This is a genomic window from Microbacterium sp. SORGH_AS_0862 (assembly GCF_030818795.1).
Classification (GTDB): Bacteria; Actinomycetota; Actinomycetes; order Actinomycetales; family Microbacteriaceae; genus Microbacterium.
On sequence record NZ_JAUTAY010000001.1, the window covers coordinates 1926568 to 1950299 of the forward strand.

23 protein-coding genes, 1 tRNA gene and 1 pseudogene are annotated in these 23732 nt (G+C 68.6%); 19 read left to right on the forward strand and 6 right to left on the reverse strand.

Going from position 1 to position 23732, the window contains the following annotated elements:
• Positions 1-7: 7 nt before the first annotated feature.
• The gene (locus QE377_RS09330; protein ID WP_307322229.1) at positions 8-478 is read right to left on the reverse strand and encodes a PPC domain-containing DNA-binding protein; all 471 of its coding nucleotides are present in this window, start codon (positions 476-478) and stop codon (positions 8-10) included.
• 234 nt (positions 479-712) lie between these two features.
• Here QE377_RS09330 and QE377_RS09335 point away from each other — a divergent pair, with 234 nt between their 5' ends.
• Genes QE377_RS09335 through QE377_RS09355 form a run of 5 tightly spaced genes read left to right on the forward strand, consistent with a single transcriptional unit; the run spans position 713 to position 6988 of the window.
• Positions 713-1906 (forward strand): amidohydrolase family protein, encoded by a 1194-nt coding sequence (locus QE377_RS09335; RefSeq protein WP_307322231.1) that lies wholly within the window; start codon positions 713-715, stop codon positions 1904-1906.
• 48 nt (positions 1907-1954) lie between these two features.
• Positions 1955-3568: an ABC transporter substrate-binding protein gene (locus tag QE377_RS09340; protein ID WP_307322233.1), complete on the forward strand. Its 1614-nt coding sequence runs from the start codon at positions 1955-1957 to the stop codon at positions 3566-3568.
• The gene (locus QE377_RS09345) at positions 3568-4584 is read left to right on the forward strand and encodes an ABC transporter permease (RefSeq protein ID WP_307322236.1); all 1017 of its coding nucleotides are present in this window, start codon (positions 3568-3570) and stop codon (positions 4582-4584) included. Before QE377_RS09340 ends, QE377_RS09345 begins: the two co-directional genes overlap by 1 nt.
• Positions 4581-5378: an ABC transporter permease gene (locus tag QE377_RS09350; RefSeq protein ID WP_243231011.1), complete on the forward strand. Its 798-nt coding sequence runs from the start codon at positions 4581-4583 to the stop codon at positions 5376-5378. The genes QE377_RS09345 and QE377_RS09350 overlap by 4 nt, the downstream gene beginning before the upstream one ends.
• Entirely contained in the window at positions 5375-6988 is a 1614-nt protein-coding gene (locus QE377_RS09355; RefSeq protein WP_307322240.1) for an ABC transporter ATP-binding protein, read from the forward strand. The genes QE377_RS09350 and QE377_RS09355 overlap by 4 nt, the downstream gene beginning before the upstream one ends.
• 586 nt (positions 6989-7574) lie before the next feature.
• Here QE377_RS09355 and QE377_RS09360 read toward each other — a convergent pair.
• Both QE377_RS09360 and QE377_RS09365 read right to left on the reverse strand, forming a co-directional pair.
• Entirely contained in the window at positions 7575-8318 is a 744-nt protein-coding gene (locus tag QE377_RS09360; RefSeq protein WP_307322242.1) for a creatininase family protein, read from the reverse strand.
• Between the two features lie 4 nt (positions 8319-8322).
• A complete protein-coding gene (locus QE377_RS09365; RefSeq protein ID WP_307322244.1) occupies positions 8323-9273 on the reverse strand; it encodes an L-lactate dehydrogenase in 951 nt (316 codons plus the stop codon).
• Between the two features lie 199 nt (positions 9274-9472).
• Here QE377_RS09365 and QE377_RS09370 point away from each other — a divergent pair, with 199 nt between their 5' ends.
• From QE377_RS09370 to QE377_RS09380, 3 genes are all read left to right on the forward strand, one after another.
• On the forward strand, positions 9473-10327 hold the full coding sequence (locus QE377_RS09370) for an LLM class F420-dependent oxidoreductase (RefSeq protein ID WP_307322245.1): 855 nt from the start codon (positions 9473-9475) through the stop codon (positions 10325-10327).
• 311 nt (positions 10328-10638) lie between these two features.
• Positions 10639-10729 (forward strand) — tRNA-Ser (locus QE377_RS09375).
• A gap of 125 nt (positions 10730-10854) precedes the next feature.
• Positions 10855-11586 (forward strand): DUF1361 domain-containing protein, encoded by a 732-nt coding sequence (locus tag QE377_RS09380; protein WP_307322247.1) that lies wholly within the window; start codon positions 10855-10857, stop codon positions 11584-11586.
• Positions 11587-11626: 40 nt separating this feature from the next.
• On the opposite strand, the gene QE377_RS09385 is transcribed toward QE377_RS09380, so the two are convergent.
• Complete coding sequence (locus QE377_RS09385) at positions 11627-11962, reverse strand: hypothetical protein (RefSeq protein ID WP_307322249.1); 336 nt, start codon at positions 11960-11962, stop codon at positions 11627-11629.
• 389 nt (positions 11963-12351) lie between these two features.
• Between QE377_RS09385 and QE377_RS09390 the strand changes: the two genes are divergently transcribed.
• The 5 genes from QE377_RS09390 to QE377_RS09410 all read left to right on the forward strand — a co-directional run bounded on the left by QE377_RS09390 (position 12352) and on the right by QE377_RS09410 (position 15291).
• Complete coding sequence (locus QE377_RS09390; RefSeq protein WP_307322251.1) at positions 12352-13299, forward strand: aldo/keto reductase; 948 nt, start codon at positions 12352-12354, stop codon at positions 13297-13299.
• Complete coding sequence (locus tag QE377_RS09395) at positions 13296-13673, forward strand: MerR family transcriptional regulator (RefSeq protein ID WP_307322254.1); 378 nt, start codon at positions 13296-13298, stop codon at positions 13671-13673. Before QE377_RS09390 ends, QE377_RS09395 begins: the two co-directional genes overlap by 4 nt.
• Positions 13670-14197 carry a GNAT family N-acetyltransferase gene (locus QE377_RS09400; protein WP_307322256.1) on the forward strand — a complete coding sequence of 176 codons (528 nt, stop codon included), beginning with the start codon at positions 13670-13672 and terminating at the stop codon, positions 14195-14197. The genes QE377_RS09395 and QE377_RS09400 overlap by 4 nt, the downstream gene beginning before the upstream one ends.
• 416 nt (positions 14198-14613) lie before the next feature.
• Positions 14614-14772 carry a hypothetical protein gene (locus QE377_RS09405; protein WP_307322258.1) on the forward strand — a complete coding sequence of 53 codons (159 nt, stop codon included), beginning with the start codon at positions 14614-14616 and terminating at the stop codon, positions 14770-14772.
• Between the two features lie 156 nt (positions 14773-14928).
• Positions 14929-15291, forward strand: coding sequence for an ATP-dependent DNA ligase (locus tag QE377_RS09410; RefSeq protein WP_307322260.1), 363 nt, complete (start codon positions 14929-14931; stop codon positions 15289-15291).
• Between the two features lie 76 nt (positions 15292-15367).
• Here QE377_RS09410 and QE377_RS09415 read toward each other — a convergent pair whose 3' ends face one another.
• Entirely contained in the window at positions 15368-17209 is a 1842-nt protein-coding gene (locus QE377_RS09415) for a glycoside hydrolase family 3 protein (RefSeq protein ID WP_307322263.1), read from the reverse strand.
• Positions 17210-17334: 125 nt separating this feature from the next.
• Here QE377_RS09415 and QE377_RS09420 point away from each other — a divergent pair, with 125 nt between their 5' ends.
• The 5 genes and pseudogenes from QE377_RS09420 to QE377_RS09435 all read left to right on the forward strand — a co-directional run bounded on the left by QE377_RS09420 (position 17335) and on the right by QE377_RS09435 (position 20632).
• Positions 17335-18609, forward strand: coding sequence for an MFS transporter (locus QE377_RS09420; protein WP_307322266.1), 1275 nt, complete (start codon positions 17335-17337; stop codon positions 18607-18609).
• A gap of 1 nt (position 18610) precedes the next feature.
• Entirely contained in the window at positions 18611-19264 is a 654-nt protein-coding gene (locus QE377_RS09425) for an NAD(P)-dependent oxidoreductase (protein ID WP_307322268.1), read from the forward strand.
• A gap of 20 nt (positions 19265-19284) precedes the next feature.
• Positions 19285-19944 carry an NAD(P)-dependent oxidoreductase gene (locus QE377_RS09430; RefSeq protein WP_307322270.1) on the forward strand — a complete coding sequence of 220 codons (660 nt, stop codon included), beginning with the start codon at positions 19285-19287 and terminating at the stop codon, positions 19942-19944.
• A 61-nt stretch (positions 19945-20005) separates the two neighbouring features.
• Positions 20006-20176: pseudogene (locus QE377_RS17370) on the forward strand (hypothetical protein); the annotation flags it as partial.
• 57 nt (positions 20177-20233) lie between these two features.
• Positions 20234-20632 (forward strand): hypothetical protein, encoded by a 399-nt coding sequence (locus QE377_RS09435; RefSeq protein ID WP_307322273.1) that lies wholly within the window; start codon positions 20234-20236, stop codon positions 20630-20632.
• 179 nt (positions 20633-20811) lie between these two features.
• On the opposite strand, the gene QE377_RS09440 is transcribed toward QE377_RS09435, so the two are convergent.
• Complete coding sequence (locus tag QE377_RS09440; RefSeq protein ID WP_307322276.1) at positions 20812-21297, reverse strand: hypothetical protein; 486 nt, start codon at positions 21295-21297, stop codon at positions 20812-20814.
• A 133-nt stretch (positions 21298-21430) separates the two neighbouring features.
• On the opposite strand from QE377_RS09440, the gene treS reads away from it, so the two are divergent.
• The gene (gene treS, locus QE377_RS09445) at positions 21431-23731 is read left to right on the forward strand and encodes a maltose alpha-D-glucosyltransferase (RefSeq protein WP_307322279.1); all 2301 of its coding nucleotides are present in this window, start codon (positions 21431-21433) and stop codon (positions 23729-23731) included.
• Position 23732: the final 1 nt, after the last annotated feature.

The following is a 23732-nucleotide window of genomic DNA, read 5'->3' on the forward strand; positions in this document are numbered from 1 at the left end:
GACAACATCATGGCGCAGTCGCGACCGGGATCTGAAGGATCGGAAGTCCCGCGGAATCCGGATGCGGACGCCGCTCCAGGACGGGGGAGAGGATCTCCTCCAGCACCACCTCGACGACATAGTGCGTCTCGCCCGAGAGGAGATGCCCCGCGTAGGCACGCGCGGCGTCGTCCTTCACTCCGACCGCCACGTGCACGTGGACCACGAGCGCGCCATCGGATGCTGTCGTGATCGTGCCCGAGCCGAGGCCCTCCGTGTAGGGAACGTCGACGGCGGTCGGCATGGGAGCCTCGGGATCCGCGGCGGGCGTCTCCGCCGCGATGAGGCGCACGGTGCGGAACGCACCGCTGAAGGTCGAGATCGCCGCCTGGGTGATGCCGTGGCGACGGCAGGCGTCGGCGAGCGAGGTGAGGATCTCGTCCCCGGGTTCGAGCACCACGACGACACGGCGCCCGGTCTGGATCTCGGCGGTCTGCATGGAAGCTCCTGTCGGGCTGCTTGTCGATAAGTGAGCGTTCCCACGACACGGGATCGGTCGCTCAAATCATCTCCGATGGCGATTTCTTGCGTGTTGCTCGTGTTTCGCTTCGGTAAATATTCCGCCGTATGTCAACACTTGTCGATTTGTCGGCCATGTTCCTCGGTATCGTGACGATCGGTCAGCGTTGCCCACCCCGTCCCCCTCCGCCCTCCTCGCCCCCGGGAGATCGCCGTGTCCACCTCTGTCACCACCCCCGTCCTGCACGTCTGGGACGGCGAGCGCGATCTCGGTGCGGCCCGCCTGTCCTGGCAGGACGGGCGCATCACGGCCGTCGAGAGCACCGAGGGTACGCCCGAGTACAGCCTCATCCCCGGGTTGATCGACACGCACGTTCACCTCGACGCATCCGCCGCCCCCGGCGCCGACTGGCTCACCTGGCCGCTCATCACTCCGGCGGCCGAGCGGTCCCTGCACGTCCTCGCGCACACGCGACGTGCGGCAGCAGCGGGCGTGACGACCCTGCGCGACCTGTCCGGCAGCGAGGTGCAGTACGCCGTGGCCCGTGCGCTGGAGGCGGGACTCGTCCCCGGCCCCCGCCTGCTCGTGAACGGGCCCGTCGGCATGACCGCCGGTCACGGCGACCTGTTCACGCCGCCCCACTACCCGCACCGTCCGCCGGTCGCCGACTCGCCCGACGAGTGCCGCAAGCTCGTGCGCCAGTGGGCGCGGGCCGGTGCGGACGGCATCAAGATCTACACGAGCGGTGGCGTGCTCTCGATGGGCGACAAGGTCGGCTGGCGCAACCAGACGGATGCGGAGATCGCCGCGACGGTCGACGAGGCGCACGCTCTGGGCATGCTCGTCGCCGCCCACACGCACAGCGCGGAAGGCGTCGACATCGCCCTGCGGTTCGAGGTCGACTCGCTCGAGCACGGAACCGGCATCGAGGAGCGCCACTGGGAGACACTGATCGAGCGCAACGTGCCGATCGCTCCCACGTTGCTCATCAACGACGCGATCGCCGATCGCCGCATCCCGGTCAGCGACGAGGCGGCCGAGAAGGCGCGCGCCGTGGTGATCGAGCGGGACGCGAACTTCACGGGCGCGGCCGCGGCCGGTGTGCGCTTCGTGCTCGGCACCGACGCGAACGGCGTCATGGTGCGCTTCGGCGACCAGCTCGAGGAGCTCCGCCTCATGAAGACCGCCTTCTCGTGGAGCTCCGAGCGCGCGCTCATCGCGGGCACCTCGGATGCCGCGGACGCGGTGCGCCTGACCGGCACCACGGGGCGGCTGAAGGCCGGTCTCGGTGCCGACTTCCTCGTGGTCCGCGGCAAGCCGTGGCAGGACATCGAGACCCTGCGCCCCGAGAACCTCATGGCCGTCGTCGCCCGCGGCGAGCTCGTCGCAGGTGCTCTTCCCCTCTGACCTCCCCCCATGCACCACCCGACCCCTTCCCCGCATCAAGGAGATCCCGTGACCCTCATCCGATCCAGCGGCGCCCGACGCGTCGCCCTCCCGCTTCTCGCGGGACTCGCCGTGGCGACCCTCGCCGGCTGTGCCGCCTCGGCGCCCGCCGCCGACTCCGCGACCCCCGCCGCCGATCTGCCGCAGGACATCGTCTTCGCGCTCAAGGAGGACCCGACCTGCCTCGACCCGCAGCAGTCGTCGGTGACCACCTCGCTCATCGTCGGCCGTCAGCTGACCGACTCGCTGCTCGACCAGAACCCCGATACCGGTGAGATCGTGCCGTGGCTCGCGAGCGACTGGACCGTCGCGGACGACCTCATGTCGTACAGCTTCACCCTGCGTGACGGCGTCACCTTCAGCGACGGCACCCCGCTGACCTCCGAAGCGGTCGCCGCGAACTTCGACGCGATCAAGGCGCTCGGCGCATCCGCATCCCTCGCCAACGGCTACCTCGCCGGGTACGCGGGAACCGACGTCAAGAGCGACACCGAGTTCACGGTGAACTTCTCCGCCCCCAACGTGCAGTTCCAGCAGGGCGCCACCACGATGTCGCTCGGTATCCTCTCGCCCGCCACGGTCGCCGAGACCGCCGAGGCGCGCTGCCAGGCCGTCGCCGGCACCGGCCCGTTCGTGCTCGACTCGTACGTGCCCAACGACGCCGTGAAGATCGTCAAGCGTGACGGCTACGACTGGGCGTCGTCGCTGCGCGGTCACGAGGGCGAGGCCTACCTCGACTCGGTCACGTTCCCGATCATCACCGAGCCGTCGGTGCGCACCGGCGGTCTCGAGTCCGGCGAGTACGACGTCATCCAGGACGTGCCCTACGTCGACGAGGCGCGCTTCGCCGGTGACAAGTACCACCTGTACGCCAAGGCCAACCCCGGCGTCCCCAACTCGCTCGTCGTCAACACCTCGCGCGGCGTGCTCGCCGACGAGGCGGTGCGCCAGGCGGTCACCAAGGGCCTCGATCGCGAGAAGATCAACGCGCTCGCCGGCTCCATGAGCGGCAAGGCTCCCACGAGCGTGCTGACCTCCTCGACCCCCGGCTACACCGATCTCGGCGACACCCTCGCCTACGATGCGGATGCTGCGAAGAAGCTTCTCGAGGACGACGGGTGGACGCTCGGCTCCGACGGCATCTACGCGAAGGGCGGCCAGCCGCTCACCTTCACGGTCACGGCCTTCTACGCGCAGGACGTGCTCGAGGCGGCGCAGATCCAGCTCAAGGAGATCGGCATCGACATGCAGCTGAAGATGGTCTCCTCCGGTGACTTCTTCGGCGCCATCGCCTCCGGCGACTACGACGCCCTCGGTGCCGGCCTGACCCGCACGGACCCCGACGCGCTGCGCACCCTGCTGTCGACGGCGTCCGCCTCCCGTTGGGGCATCGTCGACGACGCCGAGCTCGAGGGACTCCTGCAGAAGCAGTCCCAGACGGCCGACGTCGCCGCCCGTCAGAAGATCGTCGACGAGATCCAGCAGATCGTCGCCGAGCGTGCCTACGTGATCCCGACGCTGGAGACCGTGCAGCTGCACGGCTCGCGCGCCGGCGTCGAGGGCATCACCTTCGACTCGGCTTCGCGTCTGCACCTCTACGACGCTGCGGTGGTCTCGAACTGATGACCATCCCCGAGCAGCGCGTGGCCTCAGCGGGAGGGCGGGCACAGGCGATCGCCCGCTTCCTGATCCCGAAGATCGTGCAGTGCCTCTTCGTGATCTGGGCGACCTACACCGTCGCCTTCCTGCTGATCCACGCGCTGCCCGGGGACCCCGTCCTCGCCGCGCTCTCCCTGCGCGGCGGCGACGCCACCACGACCGACCCCGCCCAGCTCGCAGCGCTCCGTGAACGCTACGGGCTGGACGGGCCGGTCTGGCAGCAGTACATCGTCAACTTCCTCGCCCTCTTCCGCGGCGACCTCGGCATCTCGATCGCCACGGGCCAGCCTGTCGCGGAGATGATCGGCCGGGCCTTCCCGAACACCGCTGCCGTGGCCGTCTTCGCGCTCGTGGTGGGCTTCGTCGCGGCCCTCGCCTTCACCGTCTGGGCGTATGTCGCCAGACCCGCGTGGATGCGGGCGTTCGTCACCCAGATCCCGCCGCTCGGCATCGCCATCCCGGCGTTCCTGTCGGGCCTCGTGCTCATCAGCGTGTTCTCCTTCGGGCTCGGATGGTTCCCGGCATCCGGAACCAACGGCTTCGTGAGTGTCGTGCTGCCGGGCATCACCCTCGCGCTGCCGACCGGGGCCATCTTCTTCCAGGTCTTCTCCGCCGCCGTCTTCGATGCCGGCGCCAGCCCCTTCGTCTTCACCGCCAACGCGAAGGGTCTCGCGCAGCGCACCGTGGTGGTGCGGCACGTGCTGCGCAACGCCCTGCTGCCCTCGATCACGATCATCGGCCTGCAGATCGGCTACCTCGCCGGCGGGACCGCCGTGGTCGAGACCGTGTTCTCCCGGGACGGGATCGGCCGGCTCACCGTGGACGCCGTGCTCGCCCGCGACGTGAACGTGGTCCTGGGCGTGGTGGTCGTCGTCGCGACCGTGTACGCCATCGTGACCCTCATCGTCGACGGACTCTACGGCGTGATCGACCCGCGTACCCGAACGCGACTCGTCGGACGAAAGGCGGGTGCGCGATGAGCATCCTTCGCAGACCCGGCCTTCTGCTCTCCCTCCTCCTGCTGCTGCTGACCCTCGTCGCGGTCGTCGCCCCGCAGCTGCTCGCCCCCTACGATCCGTACGACTCGGTGGGCACGGCCCGGCTCGAGCCGCCGAGCGCGGAGCACCTGTTCGGCACCGACCACCTCGCGCGCGACGTGTTCTCGCGCGTGATCTACGGCGCCCAGCTCTCCCTGTCCTCGGCCGTGCTCGCCGTCGTCGCCGGTGTGCTCATCGGTTCCATCGTCGGCCTCGTGTGCGGTTACGTCGGCGGGCCGCTCGACTTCGTGGTCATGCGCTTCGTCGATGTGCTCATCGCGATCCCCGGCATCCTGCTCGCGCTCATCGTCGTCGCCTCGCTCGGATTCGGTCCCCTCTCGATCGCCCTCGGTGTCGGACTCGGCACGGCCGGATCGTTCGCCCGCGTCATGCGCTCACAGGTGCTGCGCGTGCGCAGCGAGGAGTATGTCGAAGCGGCCCGGACGCTCGGCGCCCGCGGCCCCGCGATCCTCGTGCGTCACGTCATGCCGAACGCCGCGCGGCCCATCATCGCGATGGCGTCGCTCGAGCTCGCCCTCGCCATCCTGTCGGTGTCGGCGCTGAGCTTCCTCGGCTTCGGCGCCCAGCCGCCGGCTCCCGAGTGGGGAGCGCTCGTATCGGCAGGGCGCGACTTCGTCGCCATCGCGCCCTGGCTGAGCCTGATGCCCGGCGCCGTCATCCTCGCGGTCGTCCTCTCCGTCAACCGCGTCGCCCGCTTCATCGGAGGTGACCGATGACCGCTCCTCTGCTGCGCGTCACGGATCTGCGCGTCGACTACGGCACCGGACGCCGTGCCCACCGCGCACTGCGCGGCATCGACCTCGAGGTGAACCCCGGCGAGATCGTCGCGGTCGTCGGCGAGTCGGGATCCGGCAAGAGCACGATCGCCCACGCGCTCGTGAAGCTCCTGCCCGCCGAGGCGCACGTGCGCGGCGGGTCGATCGTCTTCGACGGCACCGAGATCACCACCGCTTCGGCGTCGGCGCTGCGCCGCATCCGGGGCGGGCGGATCGGCTTCGTGCCGCAGGATCCGTCCCACAGCCTGAACCCCCTGATGCGCGTGGGCGAGCAGATCGCCGAGACGCTGCGTCGTCACCGTGGCCTTTCGCGGGCGGATGCGGCCCGTCGCGCCGTGGAGATCATCACCGAGGTGGGCGTGCCCGAGGCCCCGCTGCGCGCGGGCCAGTATCCGCACGAGCTGTCGGGGGGTCTCCGCCAGCGCATCCTCATCGGCATCGCGTGGGCGTGCGAGCCCGCCCTCGTGATCGCGGACGAGCCGACCAGTGCGCTGGATGCGACCGTGCAGCGCCACGTGCTCGATCGGATGCAGGCCCTCGCCGAGGCGCACGGCACCGCCGTGCTGCTGGTGACGCACGACCTGGCTGTCGCCGCCGACCGTGCCGATCGCATCGTCGTGGTCGAGAAGGGCGAGATCGTCGAGACCGGTCCGGCCGAGCTCGTACTGGCGGATCCGACGCATCCGTACACGCAGCGCCTGGTCGCCGCAGCGCCCGGCCTCAATGCGCGACGGCTCACCCCGTCGGCGAGCGTCGTCGACCGCGTCGTCCCCGAGAACGGCGCGCCGCTGCTCGAGGTCTCGGGTCTCGGCAAGACGTACGGCGGCAGCCGCGGCATCCGCGCCGTCGAGGCCGTGGACTTCTCGGTCGCGCGCGGGACGACCTTCTCGCTCGTCGGCGAGTCCGGCTCGGGCAAGAGCACGACGGCGCGCATGGTCGCCAGGATCATCCCGAGCGACGAGGGGGAGATCCGTTTCGACGGGGAGGACATCACCGACCTGCGGGGCTCGGCGCTGCGCGAGATGCGCCGTCGCATCCAGGTGGTCTACCAGAACCCCTTCGGTTCGCTGGATCCGCGGATGAGTGTGGCGAAGCTGATCGCCGAGCCGTTGCAGGCGTTCGGCGTGCCCCGCGCCGAACGCACCTCGATCGTGCGCGACCTGCTCGGGCAGGTGCGCCTGTCAACCGACCTGCTCACCCGGCGTCCCGCTCAGCTCTCGGGCGGACAGCGTCAGCGCGTCGCGATCGCCCGCGCGATCGCCCTGCGTCCGGAGCTCATCGTGCTCGACGAGCCGGTGTCCGCGCTCGACGTCTCGGTGCAGGAGCAGGTGCTGCAACTGCTGGTCGACCTGCAGGCCGAGCACGGGCTGACGTATCTGTTCATCTCGCACGACCTCGGCGTGATCCGCCAGATCTCCGACCGCGTCGCCGTGATGCGCGGCGGCCGCATCCTGGAGCAGGCGACGGCCGAGCGGATCTTCGACGCCCCGGCGGACCCCTACACGCGGGAGCTGATCGGCGCGATCCCCGGCGCGGCCGCCGCCGACTGACCGCCCGCGCGAGTGCACGTGCGGGGCGTGCGCGGGGTGTGCGGCCTGCGGGGCGTGCGGCCTGCGGGGCGTGCTCGGGTGCGTTTCGGGCGGGGGCAGGCCTGTGGGGTGTGCTCGGGTGCGTGTCGGGCTGGTGCAGGCCTGCGGGGTGTGCTCGGGGTGCGTGTCTCAAACGTTCACGTCCGGGCGCCGCGTTTCGTGCATAAGCGAGACACGGATGCGGTGGGTCGGGGCGCGAAGGCGACGCGTGTCTCGGTTGTGCACGCCGAAGCGCCGCACAGCGTGCACAACCGAGACACGGACATGGGCGCCAGCTGTCGATGTCTCGAACGTGCACGCCCAGCGGCCGCCTGGCGTGCATAAGTGAGACACGGATGCGGTGGGTCGGGGCATGTGCGGGTGCGTGTCTCAGCCGTTCACGTGCGGCGACCGCGTTTCGTGCATAAGCGAGACACGGATACCCGCGCCGGGCACGGATACCCGCGCCGGGCACGGGCACCCGCGCCGGGCACGGACACCCGCGCCGGGCACGGACACCCGCGCCGGGCACGGGCACCCGCGCCGGGCACGGATGCGTGCCGGGGGCTCAGGCGGCGTCGAGGCCGGCGAGCACCTGGCGCACGATGCGCTCGCTCTCCGCCGCGACGTGCGCGAGGATCCGCTCGCCCTTCTCGGCAGTCGCGGGGCGTGGGTCGCCGAAGACTCCGGACTTCGACAGCGGCGCGAGCGGCATCTGGCGGAGACCGAAGTCCGCGGGCAGCTCGGGGTAGGACGGCTCGTACCGATCCGGGTGCACGAGTGCGGGCGCCACGGCCAGGACCATCGACGTCTCGAGCTCGTCGGCGTGGCAGAGGCCCGGAGCCGCCCACGGCGACTCCTTCACCGCATCCCCGATCTCCGTCAGCCCGGGGTAGTCGAGCACGACCACCGGCATCCGCTGACCGGATGCGGCGGCGCGCTCGGCCGCGCGGTGCAGGGGCAGGCGGTTGCCGTAGTCGCCGTTGACGACCACGAGCAGTGCATAGCCCGCGCCATCGAGGGATGCGGCGATGTCGGTGCACAGGGCGGTGACGGTGTCGGCGCCGATCGAGACGGTGCCCGGCAGTGCGTCGTTGCTCCACGTGTTGCCGTATGCGACGGACGGCAGGAGTGCCGCATCCAGGCTCTCGGCGAGACGGCGGGCGACATCATCCGCCTGCAGCGTGTCGGTCGACAGGGGCAGGTGCGGGCCGTGCTGCTCCAGCGCGCCGAACGGCAGCACGGCGACGCGCGGTCGGGCTGCGACAAAGTCCGCGACCTCGGTCCAGGTGGCGCGCGCCAGCTCGATCATGCGATCAGCGCAGGGATGCGGCGACGTCACGAAGCGCGTCGGCCGAACGTCGGAGCAGCCCCAGCTCGTTCGGGCTGAATGCCGTCTCGGGGATCGGCACCGCGCCCGAAGCGCTCACGATCGACGGCACGGAGAGGGCGACCCCGTCGATGCCGTGGTAGCCGTGCAGCACGGTCGACACCGGCATCACCGCGTGCTCGTCCTGCAGGATCGCTTCCACGATGCGGGCGCTCGAGAGCCCGATGGCGTAGTTGGTGGCGCCCTTGCCCTGGATCACCTTGTAGGCGGCGTCGCGCACGTCGACCGCGATCTCGTCGAGCTCGTCGACCGTCATGCGCTCGTGTGTCGGGGTCTGCCAGTCGAGGATCGGCACAGTGCCGATGGATGCGGTGGACCACAGCGGGAACTCGGTGTCGCCGTGCTCGCCGATGATGTACGCGTGCACGCTCGAGGGTGAGACGCCGGCGCGCTGTGCGAGCTTCCACCGCAGACGCGACGTGTCGAGCACGGTGCCGGAGGCGAAGATGCGCTCGACGGGTAGGCCCGTGGCCTCCTGCGCCAGCACGGTGAGCACGTCGCACGGGTTCGTGACGATGACGTAGATCGCGTTGGGGGCGACCTCGAGCAGCTGCGGCATCATCGACTTGATGATGTTGGCGTTCGTGCCCGCGAGCTCGATCCGCGTCTGACCGGGCCGCTGCTTGGCGCCGGCGGTGATGACCACGACGTGCGACCCCTCGACGACCGACAGGTCGCTGCCGCCGATGATGTCGCTGGTGCCCGTGAACTGCGTGCCGTGCGCGAGATCGAGCACCTCGGCCTCGGCCTTCTCCGTCGCGATGTCGTAGAGGGCGACGTGGCGTGCGGAGCCGCGGATGAGGGCCGCATACGCGACGCTGGAGCCGACGCTGCCAGCGCCGACGACGGTGAGCTTCGAGTTCTCGATCGCAGACATGACCCCAGTCTGGCAGGCCCGGCGGTCGGCGCGCGCGGGCGTGTTCGCCGGGAGAAAACCCGGCGCGTCGAGGTGGCGGCCTCATCCGGTTCTGATCCCGTTCCGATGAGTTCACCCGCATCCGCCCTCGGGGTACCGCGGTGGTCATACCCTGATCGGCGGAGGGCGGATGCGGCATCCGTCCGGACGGGACGGGCCCATGGAATTCGGTATCCACATCGCGGACTTCACCTGGAAGAGCGGCCCCGCCCAGCTGGGCCCCGCGCTCGCCGCACACGTGCGCAACGCGGAGGCCGCCGGCATCCAGCGCATCACCGTCATGGACCACTTCTGGCAGCTGCCGGGCATCGGTCCGGTCGAGCACGAGATGCTCGAGGCGTACGCCACCCTCGGCTTCATCGCCGCGCATACCGAGAAGGCGCTGCTGCACACGCTCGTCACGGGCGTGATCTACCGGCATCCGTCGCTGCTGGCCAAGCAGATCACCACGCTGAACGTCCTCTCGGGCGGCCGGGTCGGGCTCGGCATCGGGGCCGCGTGGAACGAGGAGGAGTGCAAGGGACTCGGTTTCCCGTTCCCGCCCGTCGCGCAGCGTTTCCGCGAACTCGAGGAGACGCTCCAGATCTGCTTGCAGATGTGGTCCGATTCCGAGGAGCCGTACGAGGGTGCGATCTGGCAGCTCGAGCGCACGCTCAACTCGCCGCAGAACGTGACCAAGCCGTACCTCATGATCGGCGGCGGGGGAGAGAAGAAGACCCTCAAGCTCGTCGCTCAGTACGCCGACGCGTGCAACCTGTCGGCGATGGCGGAGGTGCCCACGCACAAGCTCGACGTGCTGCGCGCGCACTGCGACGACGTCGGCCGCGACTACGACGAGATCGAGAAGACCGCGATGATCGCGATCAACCCGACCTCGACGCCGGACGAGGTCGCGACGCGCGTCGATGCGCTCTCGGATGCGGGTTTCGCCGCGACCTATGTCTTCGCCGCCGGCATCGACGAGCCGGCCCGCGCGGTCGAGCTCATCGCCGGGGTTGCCGCCCTCGCCCGCTGAGCCGTCGGGGCCCGTGCACCGCTCGGGTCGCGTGGCACGAATCGCCAGGGTTGCGTGGCGCGACGGCTCCGGCATCCGTGTCTCACTTATGCAGGCGAAGGACGCCACGAGCGTGCATAAGTGAGACACGCAGGGATGGGGAGCCGCTCCCGGACCGGTCGGCAGATGATGGTCGATGCCCCGCCGCATCCATGTCTCGGTTGTTCACGCTGGCGGCGCCGTTTGCGTGCATGAGTGAGACACGCAGGGGTGTGCGGGTGCCGAACCGGGCGGATTGGCGGCTCGGCCCGGCGTGACGTAAGCTGGTCGGCGGTGACGTGTCCGAGCGGCCGAAGGTGCAACTCTCGAAAAGTTGTGTAGGGTAACCCCCTACCGTGGGTTCAAATCCCACCGTCACCGCCATGAAAACCCCCGAGGAATCGGGGGTTTTCGCGTTTCCGGGTGGCCTCCGCACGGTCGGGAGCAGCGTGCCCACAGGGTCGCGCGATGCTCCAGAACGCCCCGGATGTGGTGAAGGATCAGGAGCGATGAACGCGATTCTCACCGCACTGGTCTGCGTGGTCCTGCTCAATGTCTACGCGGCGGTGCTGATCGTGCTTCGCGCGAAGGTGTACCGGGTGCCGCTGTACCGGCCGATGCTCGTCAACATCGGGTTGTCCCTGGCGCCCGTGGCTCTCGCGTTCGTCGGGCTCGTCGGGTTCATCCTCGTGGCGCCCGCCGCGCTCAGCCTCGGAGCGCTATCGGCGGCGTTGCCGGTCGCGGCCGTCTGGGGCTACCTCGGCATCGCGACCCTGGCGTGGTTGGTGTTCTTCCCGAACTCGATCTATCTGATCACCGAGCTCAACTTCAGCCACCGCCGTGAGCACACCCCCGTGCCGCTCTGGTACGACATCGTGCACACCCTCACGCTCACCGGGTCGGGGCTCGCCAACGCGGTACTGAGCCTCGCCTTGATCCACTTCGGCCTCATCGTCGTCATCGCTGATCCCTCGGCCGGTTCAGGTCCGCCCGCGTGGAGCTGGACGTTCGCGGCGGTCGCGATCCTGCTCGGCGCCCTCGGCGTCTACCTCGGGCGCTACCTGCGACTGAACAGCTGGGACGTCCGCCACCCCGCGACCCTCATCCGCAAGCTCCGTGACCATTTCGCCGCCCGCGGCCGGGCCCTGGAAGGGCTGGCGTTCGTCGCGACACACACCGTCCTCGTCGCGCTTCTCTACGTGCCGATCTTCGGCCTCGCCTACAACGCCCTCCTGAACTAGCCGTGGGTCCGGGCCTCATCGACCCGCCTTGAGGGTGTTGTCAGCCGCCCGGGCCGGACGGCTGGATGGGGGCGCCGTCGCCGTTCCCGGGCAGATCGCCGCGCTCCACGGGGGTCGGTGGCGTTCTCGGGGTGTCGGAGAACATCTGGTCGAGTTCCGTCGACGAGGGCACGTGAACCGCCTTCGCGGCCGCGTCGATCTCGTCCGCTGTGGCCCCGCCCGAACCGATGATGCGCACTGCCGCGCCGTCGCGCACGACGATGTCCTCGTGGGCGCCGTTGCGCTCTCGGTGCCAGATCCCGTCCTGCTCGGTGCAGGTCACGGGAGTCTCGGGATCGTCCCACATCGGCAGCGCCGCGCAGGCCTCGGCGGTCATATCGCCCCTGCGTGCGCAAAGAAATCATCGCGCCCGACCCGTCGCGGATCCAGGTCGCCGACATGCCGTCGTCGTTCGACACGCCGACCGACTGCGGAGCCAGGGTGTAGCCCGGCACCGCGGTCGTGAAGACGAGATCGGCCGAGATGCCGACCGCCCCGACCCGCTCGGAGATCGCATCGACGCTCGCCGGATTGCCGGCCGAAGTGGCGCACCCGGCCGCGACCACCGTCACGAGGGCGACCCATACGCCGAGGAGGGGGCGGGAGGCGCGCATGACGGCATCATGACGCAGATCGCGCGGAGCGGCAAAGCCCGTGACGCGCAGGACGTCTGTCCCAGAACCGGATTTGACCTGGAGTGCGCTCCAGGTGGTTCGCTGCGTGTTCATGGACACTTTCAGCAACGGAATCGCCCTCGGCGCGATGTGGTTCGGTACTCGGCTTTCGGAGGAGACATCGTTCGCGCTCCTCGACCGCTTCGTCTCGCGCGGCGGACGCTGGCTCGACACGTCCGACAACTACGCGTTCTGGGCATCGCCGTCCGGCCGGGGAGGGGCGAGTGAGACGGTGCTCGGGGAATGGCTCCGTCGTCATCCGGGTGTGCGAGACGACGTGTCGATCTCGACGAAGGTTGGCGCGAACCCGACCCAGCCCTGTGCCGGGGCAGCGTCCCTGGAGGGGCTGGCCCCCAGCGCCATCGCAGAGGCGGTGGAGGGATCGATGGAGCGGCTCGGTGTTGAGACGATCGACCTGCTGTGGGCGCACGTCGAAGACCGTACGGTGCCGCTCGAGGACCAGGTCGAGGCTTTCGGAGCGCTCGTCGCAGACGGGAGGGTCCGGCGGCTGGGCGCGTCCAACCATGCGATGTGGCGCGTCGAGAGAGCGCGCGCCGGGGCGCGGGCGCGGGGCATCGAGCCCTTCCGCTTCGTGCAGCTGCGGCACAGCTACCTCCAGCCGATCCCGTTCGCGCCGCTCCCGGACTGGGGACACGTCGTCGCATCACCCGAGGCGATCGACTACGTCACATCCGAGGGGCTCGGGATGTGGGCGTACACGACGTTGCTCGGTGGGGCGTTCGCGCGACCGGAGCGGTTGCAGGAGGCGTACCGGCATCCCGATACGGAGCGTCGTCTGGCCGCACTAGACCGGGTCGCTCGGCGGTGGGATGCGACGCGGAACCAAGTCGTGCTGTCGTGGTTGCTGGACGGTTCACCCGCGGTGACCCCGATCATCGGAGTGTCGGACCTCACTCAGCTGGATGAGGCGATGGATGCGCTCCAGCTCCACGTGGATGCCGAAGACCGCGCCGAACTCGACGGAAAGCAGCACGAATGATCCCGACGTTCACGATGGGCGAGGCCGCCGCAGCGACGGGCCTCACCGCGGACACGCTCCGCTACTACGAAGACGAGAGCATCATCGGGCCGTTCGCCCGCGACCACCGGAACCACCGGGTCTTCAGCGAGAAGGACATCGCCTGGATCCACGTCGTGACCTGCATGAAGGATGCGGGGCTCGGCATCGATGAACTGCGCACCTTCGCCGATCTGCTGCACGGCCCGCACGCCTCGCCCGATCCCGTCGGCTTCCTGCGCGAGCGTCGCGCGGTCCTGGAAGAGCGCCGGCAGGTGCTCGCCCGCGCGATCGCGGTGATGGACGAGAAGATCGCGCACTTCGCGGCGGCCGGCACTGGGGAGGACGAACAGTGATCGACGCTCTGACCCTGCCCGCATCCCTCGCCCTCCGCGAAGCCGGCTTCATCGTCAGGCGGGCGACACCAGCGGATCTTGACGCGATCCTCCGCCTGCTCGCCGACGACCCGATCAGCGCCAGCCGCGGTGACGTGGCGAGCGAGGGCGGCGTCGCGGCGTACGCGTCTGCGCTCGAGCGGATCATCCTCGACCTGAGCAACGAGCTCGTGGTCGTGGAGGATGCGGCGGGAACCGTCGTCGGCACTCTGCAGCTGACGCTCATCCCGGGCATGTCTCGACGAGGGAGCGACCGGCTGCTGGTGGAGGCCGTCCGCGTCGCGAGCGCGGAGCGCTCAACCGGCGTTGGGAGTGCGTTGATGCGCTGGGTCGTGGACGAGGCGGCGGTCGCCCTCCGCGCCCCGCTCGTGCAGTTGACCTCGGATGCGGCGCGGGTCGACGCCCACCGGTTCTACCGGCGCCTCGGATTCGTCGACTCGCACGTCGGCTTCAAGCTCACCGTCGCGCTGCCGGACTCGCCCTGACGACGGCAGACGATGAACTCGTCGAGCGGGCTCGCGCCGTGGGAGGTCGTGTCGGTGATACCGACTACTACCCGTTCATGTACCAGCGTCGGTTCGATGACCGCGACGGCTATCACTACTCGCCGTTCTGGATGAAGCCGGAAGCGGCGACATGAAGGTCGTCTCGGAAGCGCAGCTACGTGCATGCGATCGCGCGAGAACGGCGGCTTCGTTCGGGCTTTCCGTGCCCGGTGCTGCGGCTTCCTCGGCGCTCGCCGGCGTCGACCCCGCGTGGTGATGGATGCCATCCTGATCACCCTGGTGATGCGCGGGACGCGTGGCGCCCTTCCCGCCTGATCGGCCCCTTCCGTAGGAGCTGCCGCCGCCGGAGTCAAGGCGATAGGCCAACCCGCTCGAGCTCGCGTAGACACGACGGCATGCGTTTCATCGTCCCCGTGCAGCTGATCGAGCCGATCGCTGGCGAACGCTACCGGCACGGCGTGGAGGTCGACGCGGAGAACCGGGCGGATGCGATGGCGGATGTCCTCATCGCCGTGGGTCCCGACTGGGAGGTCGCGGAGCCGTTTCGCTCCTGACGTAACCCCATATCGGCACGAGGGGTTGTGCACCGGAGTCATCCGGAGGATCGTGGCTGGTCAACCGCCCGCTCGGAGCGTGTCGATTTCTCAGGTCTGAACCATCGTCAAACGGCTGATCGTCGCTCACTTCGCGTTGGCAGGCCGGAGCCCACCATGGGAAAGCTGATCTACGACCAGTACACGAAGGCGGAGTTCGAAGACCGCACCCTGGCTCACCTCCAGCAGGTGATCTTCACGAAATTGCGTCGCAACGAATCGTTCGCGCTCACCTGGAAGGAAGACGTGAGCCTCGGCAGCGGGCGGACCTCCGTCTGGCTGCATCCGAACGCCAACGTGCAGTTCAAGTTCTTCGGTACGCGAGAGCCCGCACTGAACCGGGCATGGCTCGAGGCCCTGGCGTACACGGCCAATGGGCCCACGGGGCTCTACGTCGTTCCGGAACCCGCACCGAACGAGTCGCCTGTGCCGACGCTCCACGGCTCGTCACAGCGTTTCGATCTCGTGCCGGCGGACTGAACACGCTTCGGGCGCTGCGAGGACAGGGACGCCACTCCCGTGAACAGGCGGTGAGGCTGCCTTCAGGCCCCCGACTTCAGCGCTGCGGCGGCTGCGCGGGCTCATCGTGAGAGCCCGCGGCGACATCACCGCGGCGTGACGCGATCTCCAGGCCGTGTCCGAAACGGAACAGGGCATCCGCCGTATCGAACGGGACATCGGGGCGAGATTCCTCGATCGCACGCATACTTCGTGGCAGGTCGAAGGGGAGCTTTCCCTGTGCAGCGTGAGCCCCCGTCAGCACGTCGAGAAGCGCCGCTCCGCTGGCTCCCCAGTTCGCGGTGACTGCGGCGGCCTTCGCGAGGAGCGGTTCGATGATTGCGGGCCTGTCGAGGAATACATCGATGATCACAGGCACGCGCTCGGCGATCTCGGCGAGGTTCGCCACCAACGCCGGATCGAACTCGAGAGAACCTGCGTGGAAGAAGTTCTCGAACGCTGACTCGCGAACGTCGAACGGCGCCTGCAGTCGGATGACGGCGACATCCGCATCCGACGGGTCTTCTGCTGCGATGCCGTACTGCCGAACGACGTCGGGATGGAACCCCTCGGTGTACAGGCGCAGCCCGCGTCGCAACGGCAGCACGCCGTCATTGGAGATCACAGTGATCGAGGCGCGCTGCGCAGCGTCTCCGAGTGCGCGTAGGGGGGCGGCGCCGACGATGCTGGTCGCCTGTTGCTCGTCCGCGAACGGATCGTCGAAGAGCCCCAGCTCGAACTTCTCCGTCAGGATGCGGCGAACGGAGATGTCGAGGCGGTCCTCGCTCACCCGGCCCGCGCGGACGAGCTCCACCAGCATCGCGGGAGCATCCTCCCCGCCGAACTGGTCCGCTCCGGCATCCAGCACGCGGATCATGCGCTCCTGCGGTGACAGGTGCTCGACGCCCCACGCGCGAGCGGGGAAGGTGGTGCCGAGGATGTGCTGGTCGGTGATGAGGCCCCAATCGGTGCAGACGATCCCCTCGAAGCCGAGCTCCTCGCGAAGCAGCGTGGTGAGGATCGAACGACTGAAGCCGAACCCCACTTCCTCGTGCGTGGTGCCCACAGGCATGCCGTAGTACGGCATGACCTGCCTCGCTCCCGCGGCGAAGACATCGATGAACGGCTTGAGGTGGAGATCGAATCGGCCGCCGGGATACTCCTGTTCGCGCCCGTACGCGAAGTGCGGGTCCTCGCCGTCGCGCTGTGGTCCGCCGCCCGGGAAGTGCTTGACCATCGCTGACACGGATCGGACCCCGAAGTCGTCGCCCTGCAGACCCCGCACGTACGCCGCGCCGAGTCGTGCCACGAGCTCGGCATCCTCGCCGAATGTCTGCAGCTGTCGCGCCCAGCGAGGCTCGGTCGCCAGATCCACCTGAGGATGCAGTGCGACACGGATCCCGACGGCGAGGTACTCGCGCCGCACGGTATCGGCGAATGCTTCGACGAGGCGTTCATCGCGCGCCGCGGCGAGTCCCAGCGGCTCCGGCCACTGAGAGAACGCGCCGGAGTTGAGCGTGGCGCCGGGGTTGTCCGTGAACGAGTGGCGGGGGTCCGATGAGACGGTCACGGGAATGCCGAGACGCGTCGACAAGGCGAGCTGTTGCAATCTGTTGTTCCACCGCGCCAGCGCTGCGGCGTCCGATGAGACACTCAGCAGATTGAAGTGACTGAGCATCCTGCGGGTGACGTACTCCTCGGTCGAGGGCATGCCGAACTCATCGTTCGCTCCAGCCAGTTCACCGTCCCCGCCCATGGCGACCATCGTGTGAAACATCTGTCCGGCCTTCTCCTCGAGCGTCATCTCGCTGAGGAGCAGCGTCGTTCGGTGTTCGGCGGGCAGGGCTGCGTCGAGCCACGGGCGGTGAACCGGCGCGAGGTGCTCGCGGATTTCGTTCATTGCTTCCTCCACCGTCGCGCTGCGCGACATATCGTGACTTGCTAAACAGAAACGGTATTACCATAATCATAACGGCCGCAATCGACGCGACCATCGACGGTTCTAACGAGGAAGTGGAGCACGACATGAACGAAAGCGCGGATCTCGGGGTGCCTCCCGGGAGAGGAGGAGTCTTCTGGCGGTTGAGCGCGATGATGCTCTTCCACTTCATCGCCTTCGGCGCCTGGTTCTCGACGCTCGGACTGGTGCTGGCCACCCACGGCATGGCCGACATCATCGGCCTCGCGTACTCGTCTGCGTCACTCGGCGCCATCGTGGCGACGCTCTTCGTGGGGGCGCTCATCGACCGATGGCTCGGCGCGAAGGTCGTGCTCGGCGCCTCGCACCTCATCTGCGCGGCCCTGATGATCTCGCTGTACTTCGTCGTTCCCGCCGGGCTGAGCGGAACGACGATCGTCCTGCTGTTCGTCTACATGTTCGTCTACATGCCGAACATGGCGGTGACGAACACGATCGCAATCAGCCAGATCGGCGCCCGTAGCAACAGATTCCCTTATGTGCGCGTCTTCGGCACACTCGGTTTCGTCGTCGCGGGGCTCCTGGTAGGTCAGCTCGGCCTCTCGGCCTCACCCGGCGTCTTCCTGATCTCCGCGGAGGCGTCGACCGTCATGACGGTCTATGCGATGACGCTTCCGCGGACAGCCCCCTCGAAGCGGGCGGAGCGATTCTCGTGGGGAGACCTCGTCGGCGTCCGTGCGTTCCGTCTGTTCCGGACGGTCAACTTCTCCGTCTTCGCGATCTGCGCCCTGCTCATCGGGATCCCCCTCGGCGTCTACACGGCGTACGCCTCGCCGTTCATCGCGTCACTGGGGGTGGACAACGTCGCATCCGTCCTCGCGATCGGGCCGCTCTCGGAGATCGTGTTCATCATCCTCATCCCTCTCGTCCTGCGCTGGTTGGGAATGAAGTGGGCCCTGTTCGCGGGTATGGCGATGTGGGCGATCCGCCTGCTCCTGTTCGTCGTCGCGACCGGGGCGGGCATCACGCCGGCCATCGTCGCCGTCGCCATGCACGGCATCTGCAACGACTTCTTCATGGTGCTCGGAGCCATGTATGTGAGCCGGATCTGTCCGCCGTCGATCATCGGCCAGGGACAAGCGCTCTTCCAGCTGATCTTCACGGGCATCGGGACGTTCCTGGGCTCGCTCGTCGGCAACGAGCTCTACAACCGGCTCGTCGGCCCCGAGGCGTCGCCGGAAGGATGGGCCGCGCTCTGGTGGGTGGGGATCATCGTCAGCATCATTGCGTCGCTGTTGTGGGGACTCCTCTTCAGCGTGCGCCGAGACAGGAAGGAATCCGCTGCGGCGAGTGTGCAAAGCACCGCCTCCGCAGCGGTCTGACATGAAAGTAGCTGTTATCAGTGCGCACGGACGCGTCGGTTCTCGCATCGTGACGGAGGCGGTCCAGCGGGGGCACCACGTGGTCGGCGTCGGCATCGACGAGGGGCGCGCCGGTTTCGACGAGACCGAGTACGTGAGGTGCGACGTCGGCGATGTCACGGGTCTCGAGGACGCGGTGAGAGGGGTCGACGCGGTGGTCTATGCCGGCGTGCCCAACGCCAAAGGCCTGGACAAGGTGGAGTCGCTCATCGAGGGGATCATCACGGCGTGCAAACGCGGCGGGGTCGAGCGGCTCTTGATCGTCGGCGGCGGCGGGACGGCCGAGATCGCCCCGGGCAAGCTCTATCTGTACACGAAGTACTTCTCCAAGACGATCCGACCCATCGTCGCCATGCACGAGAGAGTGCTCGATCGCATCCGTCAGGAGACAGAGCTGGACTGGGTGGTGCAGACACCGCCGGCCATGATGGAGGAGAACGTCGGATCCCGCACCGGCACGTATCGCGTGGGGAAGGACGAACTCGTGGTCACAGACCCGAACTCGACCGACTATCCCCACATCAGCACGCTGTCCATGCAGGACTATGCGGTGGCGATGATCGACGAGATCGAGACGCCTCGCCACCACTTCGCCCGATACACCGTCGGCTATTGAGACCTCGGGAGACATCCGCCGTGAAGATCGTCATCATCGGAGCCACCGGCAACCTCGGCTCCTCCATCGCCGAGGAAGCGCTTGCGCGCGGCCACGAGGTCGTGTGCATCTCCAGGAATCCCGTGGACATCCGTCACACCGACTTCCCTGAGATCGAGTCGCTGTACGGTGACTGCGCCGACATCGAGTCGCTGCGCGCCTCCGTGCCGGAGGGGACGGATGTGCTGGTGAACGCCGTCATGCCAGACCCCGAGAACCCGGGGTCGTTCCCGTCATGGGCGCGGAATGTGATCGAGGTGGCCAAGGAGAAGTCTGTCGGGCGCTTGGTCGCTGTCGGCGACAGCTGCGTCTTCGAAGTGGAGTCGGGAGTGCTTCTCAAGGACACGACCTTCCTCACCCCGTTCTATCGCACGTGGTACGGCGTGCACGCGCAGTCGCATCTCGAGTACCTGGCCGAGGAAGAGCTGGACTGGATCGAGATCGCACCAGCGGCGAAGATCTTCCCGGACAAACGGCGCTACATCTATCGGGTTGCAGTCGACGAGCTGTGCACGAAAGACATCCGTGACCCCGATTACGCGCGACAGTCGTACATCGGGCTCGAGGACTACGGATACGCCTGCATGGACGAGATCGAGCACCCCCGCCACCACAGGGTGAGGATCTGCGTCGCCTACTGATGCGTGGACATCGCACCGTCTGCCCGATCGCCGGGCGGGCGGGCGATGCGATGATGAAGAGATGTCCGAAGGCCCCCCTTCCAGCGATCCGCCCCGACCGCCGAAGCAGGAACGCAGCCGTCGTAGTTGGGCGAAGGTGCTCGCCGCAGCGACCGACATCCTTGTCGAGGAGGGGCGAGACAGCTTCACGGTCGCGCGGGTGTGTGAGCGAGCCGGCGTCGCCCCGACGGTCATCTATCGAAGGGTGGAGGGGATCCTCGGGCTCTTCTGGGCGGTGTACGAGGAGGGCATGCGTCCGATCATGCTCGAACAGCGAAGGCAGCTCGAGCGCGCACGTGGCCTGCCCGTCGGGACTGGGGAGCGGGTCCATTTCGTCATCGAGGCGGCCGGAGCGACCTTCGAATCGAACCTGCGGTTCCTGACGCCGGTTATGAGGTATGCGACGGGCGACGCCGCCATGAGCGAGCGCGGATCGCCGGAATCGTTCGAGATGGTCTCGCTGATCGAGGAGCTGCTCGACGATGGCGATGAAGAAGCCGCACACGATGTGGCGCGCATGGTTCACAGCGAGTGTGCGATGCGTGCACTGTACGGACCTCGTTGGCTGGAAGGAGCGCCGGAGAACTTCGACGCCTTCATCCGACGCATGGAGAGGATGGCGCTTGCGCGGCTGAGCATCGAGACCTGACGAGCCGCGATGACGACGGGCGAGCGCTCGCGTAGAAACAGGCCCTCATCGCCGCCGGCTCGTTGCCGAGACAGGTGGCAACGGATGTGTCGGCTCCCCGTCGTCAACGGCATCCTCGACCGTCGCCGCCATGAGCGCGCAGCGCTGGGCGTGAACGATGGTGGCGAACAGCATCCGTCTCACCGCGCCCGATCCGCCCGCACATCGCCGACCCGGAAACTGCCGGCACACGGCACGGCAAGAACATCGCCCGGTTGGAGATCGCCGGGGAGGCTGACGCGCGCGCCCTCGCCATCGAGACCGTGCAGATCCAGGGGAACCTCCTTGGCGCGCGAGACGCGACCCAGCAGACGTGCCTCGCGCCACGTAGGCGAGTGGAGATCGAAACGTGTGTCGAGGCAGATCCCACGGTCGTCGACACCCGTCACCGTCGAGAGGATCACCGTCACCGTCTCAGTGGGTGACGCCTTTCCGCCCCCGAACGGAATGATCGCAGCACCCGAGTAGACGCACGGTGTGCCGCAGATCTCGGCCAGCCGCAACATCGACACCCCCGAGATGACGACATCGCGGGGGGACGCGTGGGTACCGGCGGGCCAGGCGGTCTCCTCGAGCGGGGCGGGGAGACTCTCGCGGAGGGTGGGCAAGAGCGACGTGAGTGTCATGCCCCCGGTCTACGCCGCGCAGCGGAGAGGGCCGGCGCCGCAGACGGAATCCATGCGGCAGGGCATCCATAGTTGTTCTGCGCGATACGCGCCAGTGCTCGTGGGGAGCGGGCGGAATCTCTACCGTGGAGGAATGGCGCGCGACGACCACCGGCCCGAGGACCTCTACACCGGCCCCATCGACCTGCCCAAGATGGCCGCGGAGGCAAGCGAGGGCGAGCTCGAGGCGCCCGAGATCAGCTACGACGAACAGCGGTATCCGGCGCGTCCGCGGCGGCTCCGCCCGCGCGACCAGTTCCGAGGCGGGAGCGTCCGCCGCATCCGCACCGATCCGCGCACCGCCAACGGCACGAACCCGTCCTACGTCGAGTGGCTCGTGCGGCAGTCGATGCTCAAGGACGCCGACGTCCTCGCGCGGCAGCTGTCGGGTCAGCCCGCGATGTGGCGCAATCCGTACGCCCGCCCGGATGCGCGCCGGGCGATCGCCACGAGCGACGTGTGGTTCACGGCCTATCCGATCTCCCTCATCACCCGCCCGGGACAGTCCTTCCTGGCGGCTCTCGGCGATGAGGAGCTGTGGGCGGTCTTCGAGCGCATCGGGATCACGGCGATCCACACCGGCCCCGTCAAGCGTGCCGGAGGGATCGCGGGATGGGGGGAGACGCCCAGCGTCGACGGTCACTTCGACCGCATCAGCACCGCGATCGACCCCGCCTTCGGGACCGAGGACGAGTTCCGCACGCTCTGCGACGTCGCCGACGCGTACGGCGGCAGCGTCATCGACGACATCGTGCCCGGCCACACCGGCAAGGGTGCGGACTTCCGCCTGGCGGAGATGGGCTTCAAGGACTACCCGGGCATCTATCACATGGTCGAGATCCCGCGGGAGGACTGGTCGCTGCTGCCGGACGTGCCAGAGGGCGTCGACAGCGTGAACCTCGATCCCGCGACCGAGCACGAGCTCGCCGAGCGCGGCTACATCATCGGAGCCCTGCAGCGCGTGATCTTCTACACGCCGGGGGTGAAGGAGACGAACTGGAGCGCCACCGCACCCGTCATCGGCCCCGACGGCGCGACTCGTCGCTGGGTGTACCTGCACTACTTCAAGCAGGGTCAGCCCTCGATCAACTGGCTCGATCCGACCTTCGCCGGGATGCGGCTCGTGATCGGCGATGCCCTGCACTCGCTCGGGGAACTCGGCACGAGCGCGCTGCGTCTCGACGCCAACGGCTTCCTGGGCGTCGAGAAGAGCGCCGAGGGGTTGCCGGCGTGGTCCGAAGGGCACCCGCTCTCGCACGCGGCCAACCACATCATCGCGGGCATGGTGCGAAAGGTCGGTGGCTTCACCTTCCAGGAGCTGAACCTCACGATCGAGGACATCCGCGACACCGGGGCCGTCGGCGCGGACCTCTCGTACGACTTCATCGGGCGGCCCGGCTACCACCACGCCCTCGCCACGGGGCAGACGGAGTTCCTGCGGCTCGCTCTGACCTCGTCCCTCGAGCTGGGCGTCGCGCCGGTGCAGCTCGTCCACGGACTCCAGAACCACGACGAGCTCACCTACGAACTGGTCCACTGGGCGACCCGTCACGCCGATGATCTCTACCGATTCCGCGGACATGAGACCTCGGGAGGCGAACTTGCGGAACTCGTGCGCGCCGAGCTCACCGAACACCTGACGGGCGCCGCGGACTACAACCGCGTCTTCACGCAGAACGGGATCGCCTGCACCACGGCGTCGCTGATCGCGGCGACGCAGGGCATCGAGCGTCTCGACGACGTCGGCGACGAGCACGTGCCGGTCATCCGCGACGCGCACCTGCTCCTCTGCGCGTACAACGCCTGGCAACCGGGCGTCTTCGCCCTCTCCGGCTGGGATCTGGTCGGGATGCTGACCGTCCCCGCCGCCGAGATCGCCGATCTCATCTCCGCCGGAGACACGCGCTGGATCGAGCGGGGCGCGCACGATCTGCTCGACGCCGATCCCGCCGCCACCCGATCCGCGGCAGGGATGCCGCGCGGCCGCGCGCTCTACGGCCCGTTGCCCGCCCAGCTCGGCGATCCCGACTCGTTCGCGAGTCGCCTCGCCCGCATCCTCGACCTGCGGCGGGAGTCGGGCATCGCGACGGCGACCCAGGTGGACGTGCCCGAGGTGGCGCACGCGGCGATGCTCGTTCTCGTGCATCGACTCGACAACGGGGATGCCGCCGCCGATGCACCGATGCAGGTGACCGTGCTCAACTTCTCCGCGGAGCCGATCGTCGGAACGGTGCGTTCGGAGCACCTCCTGCCGCAGAGCGACGTGACGGACGCCGCAACGGGAGAGGATGCGGGACGCGTCGACGACCTGCAGAGCTTCTCGGTGTCCCTGCCCGCCTACGGCGCGCGGTTCCTGATGCTCCGTGCACCCGATCCCGAGCCGGAGGCCGACTGAG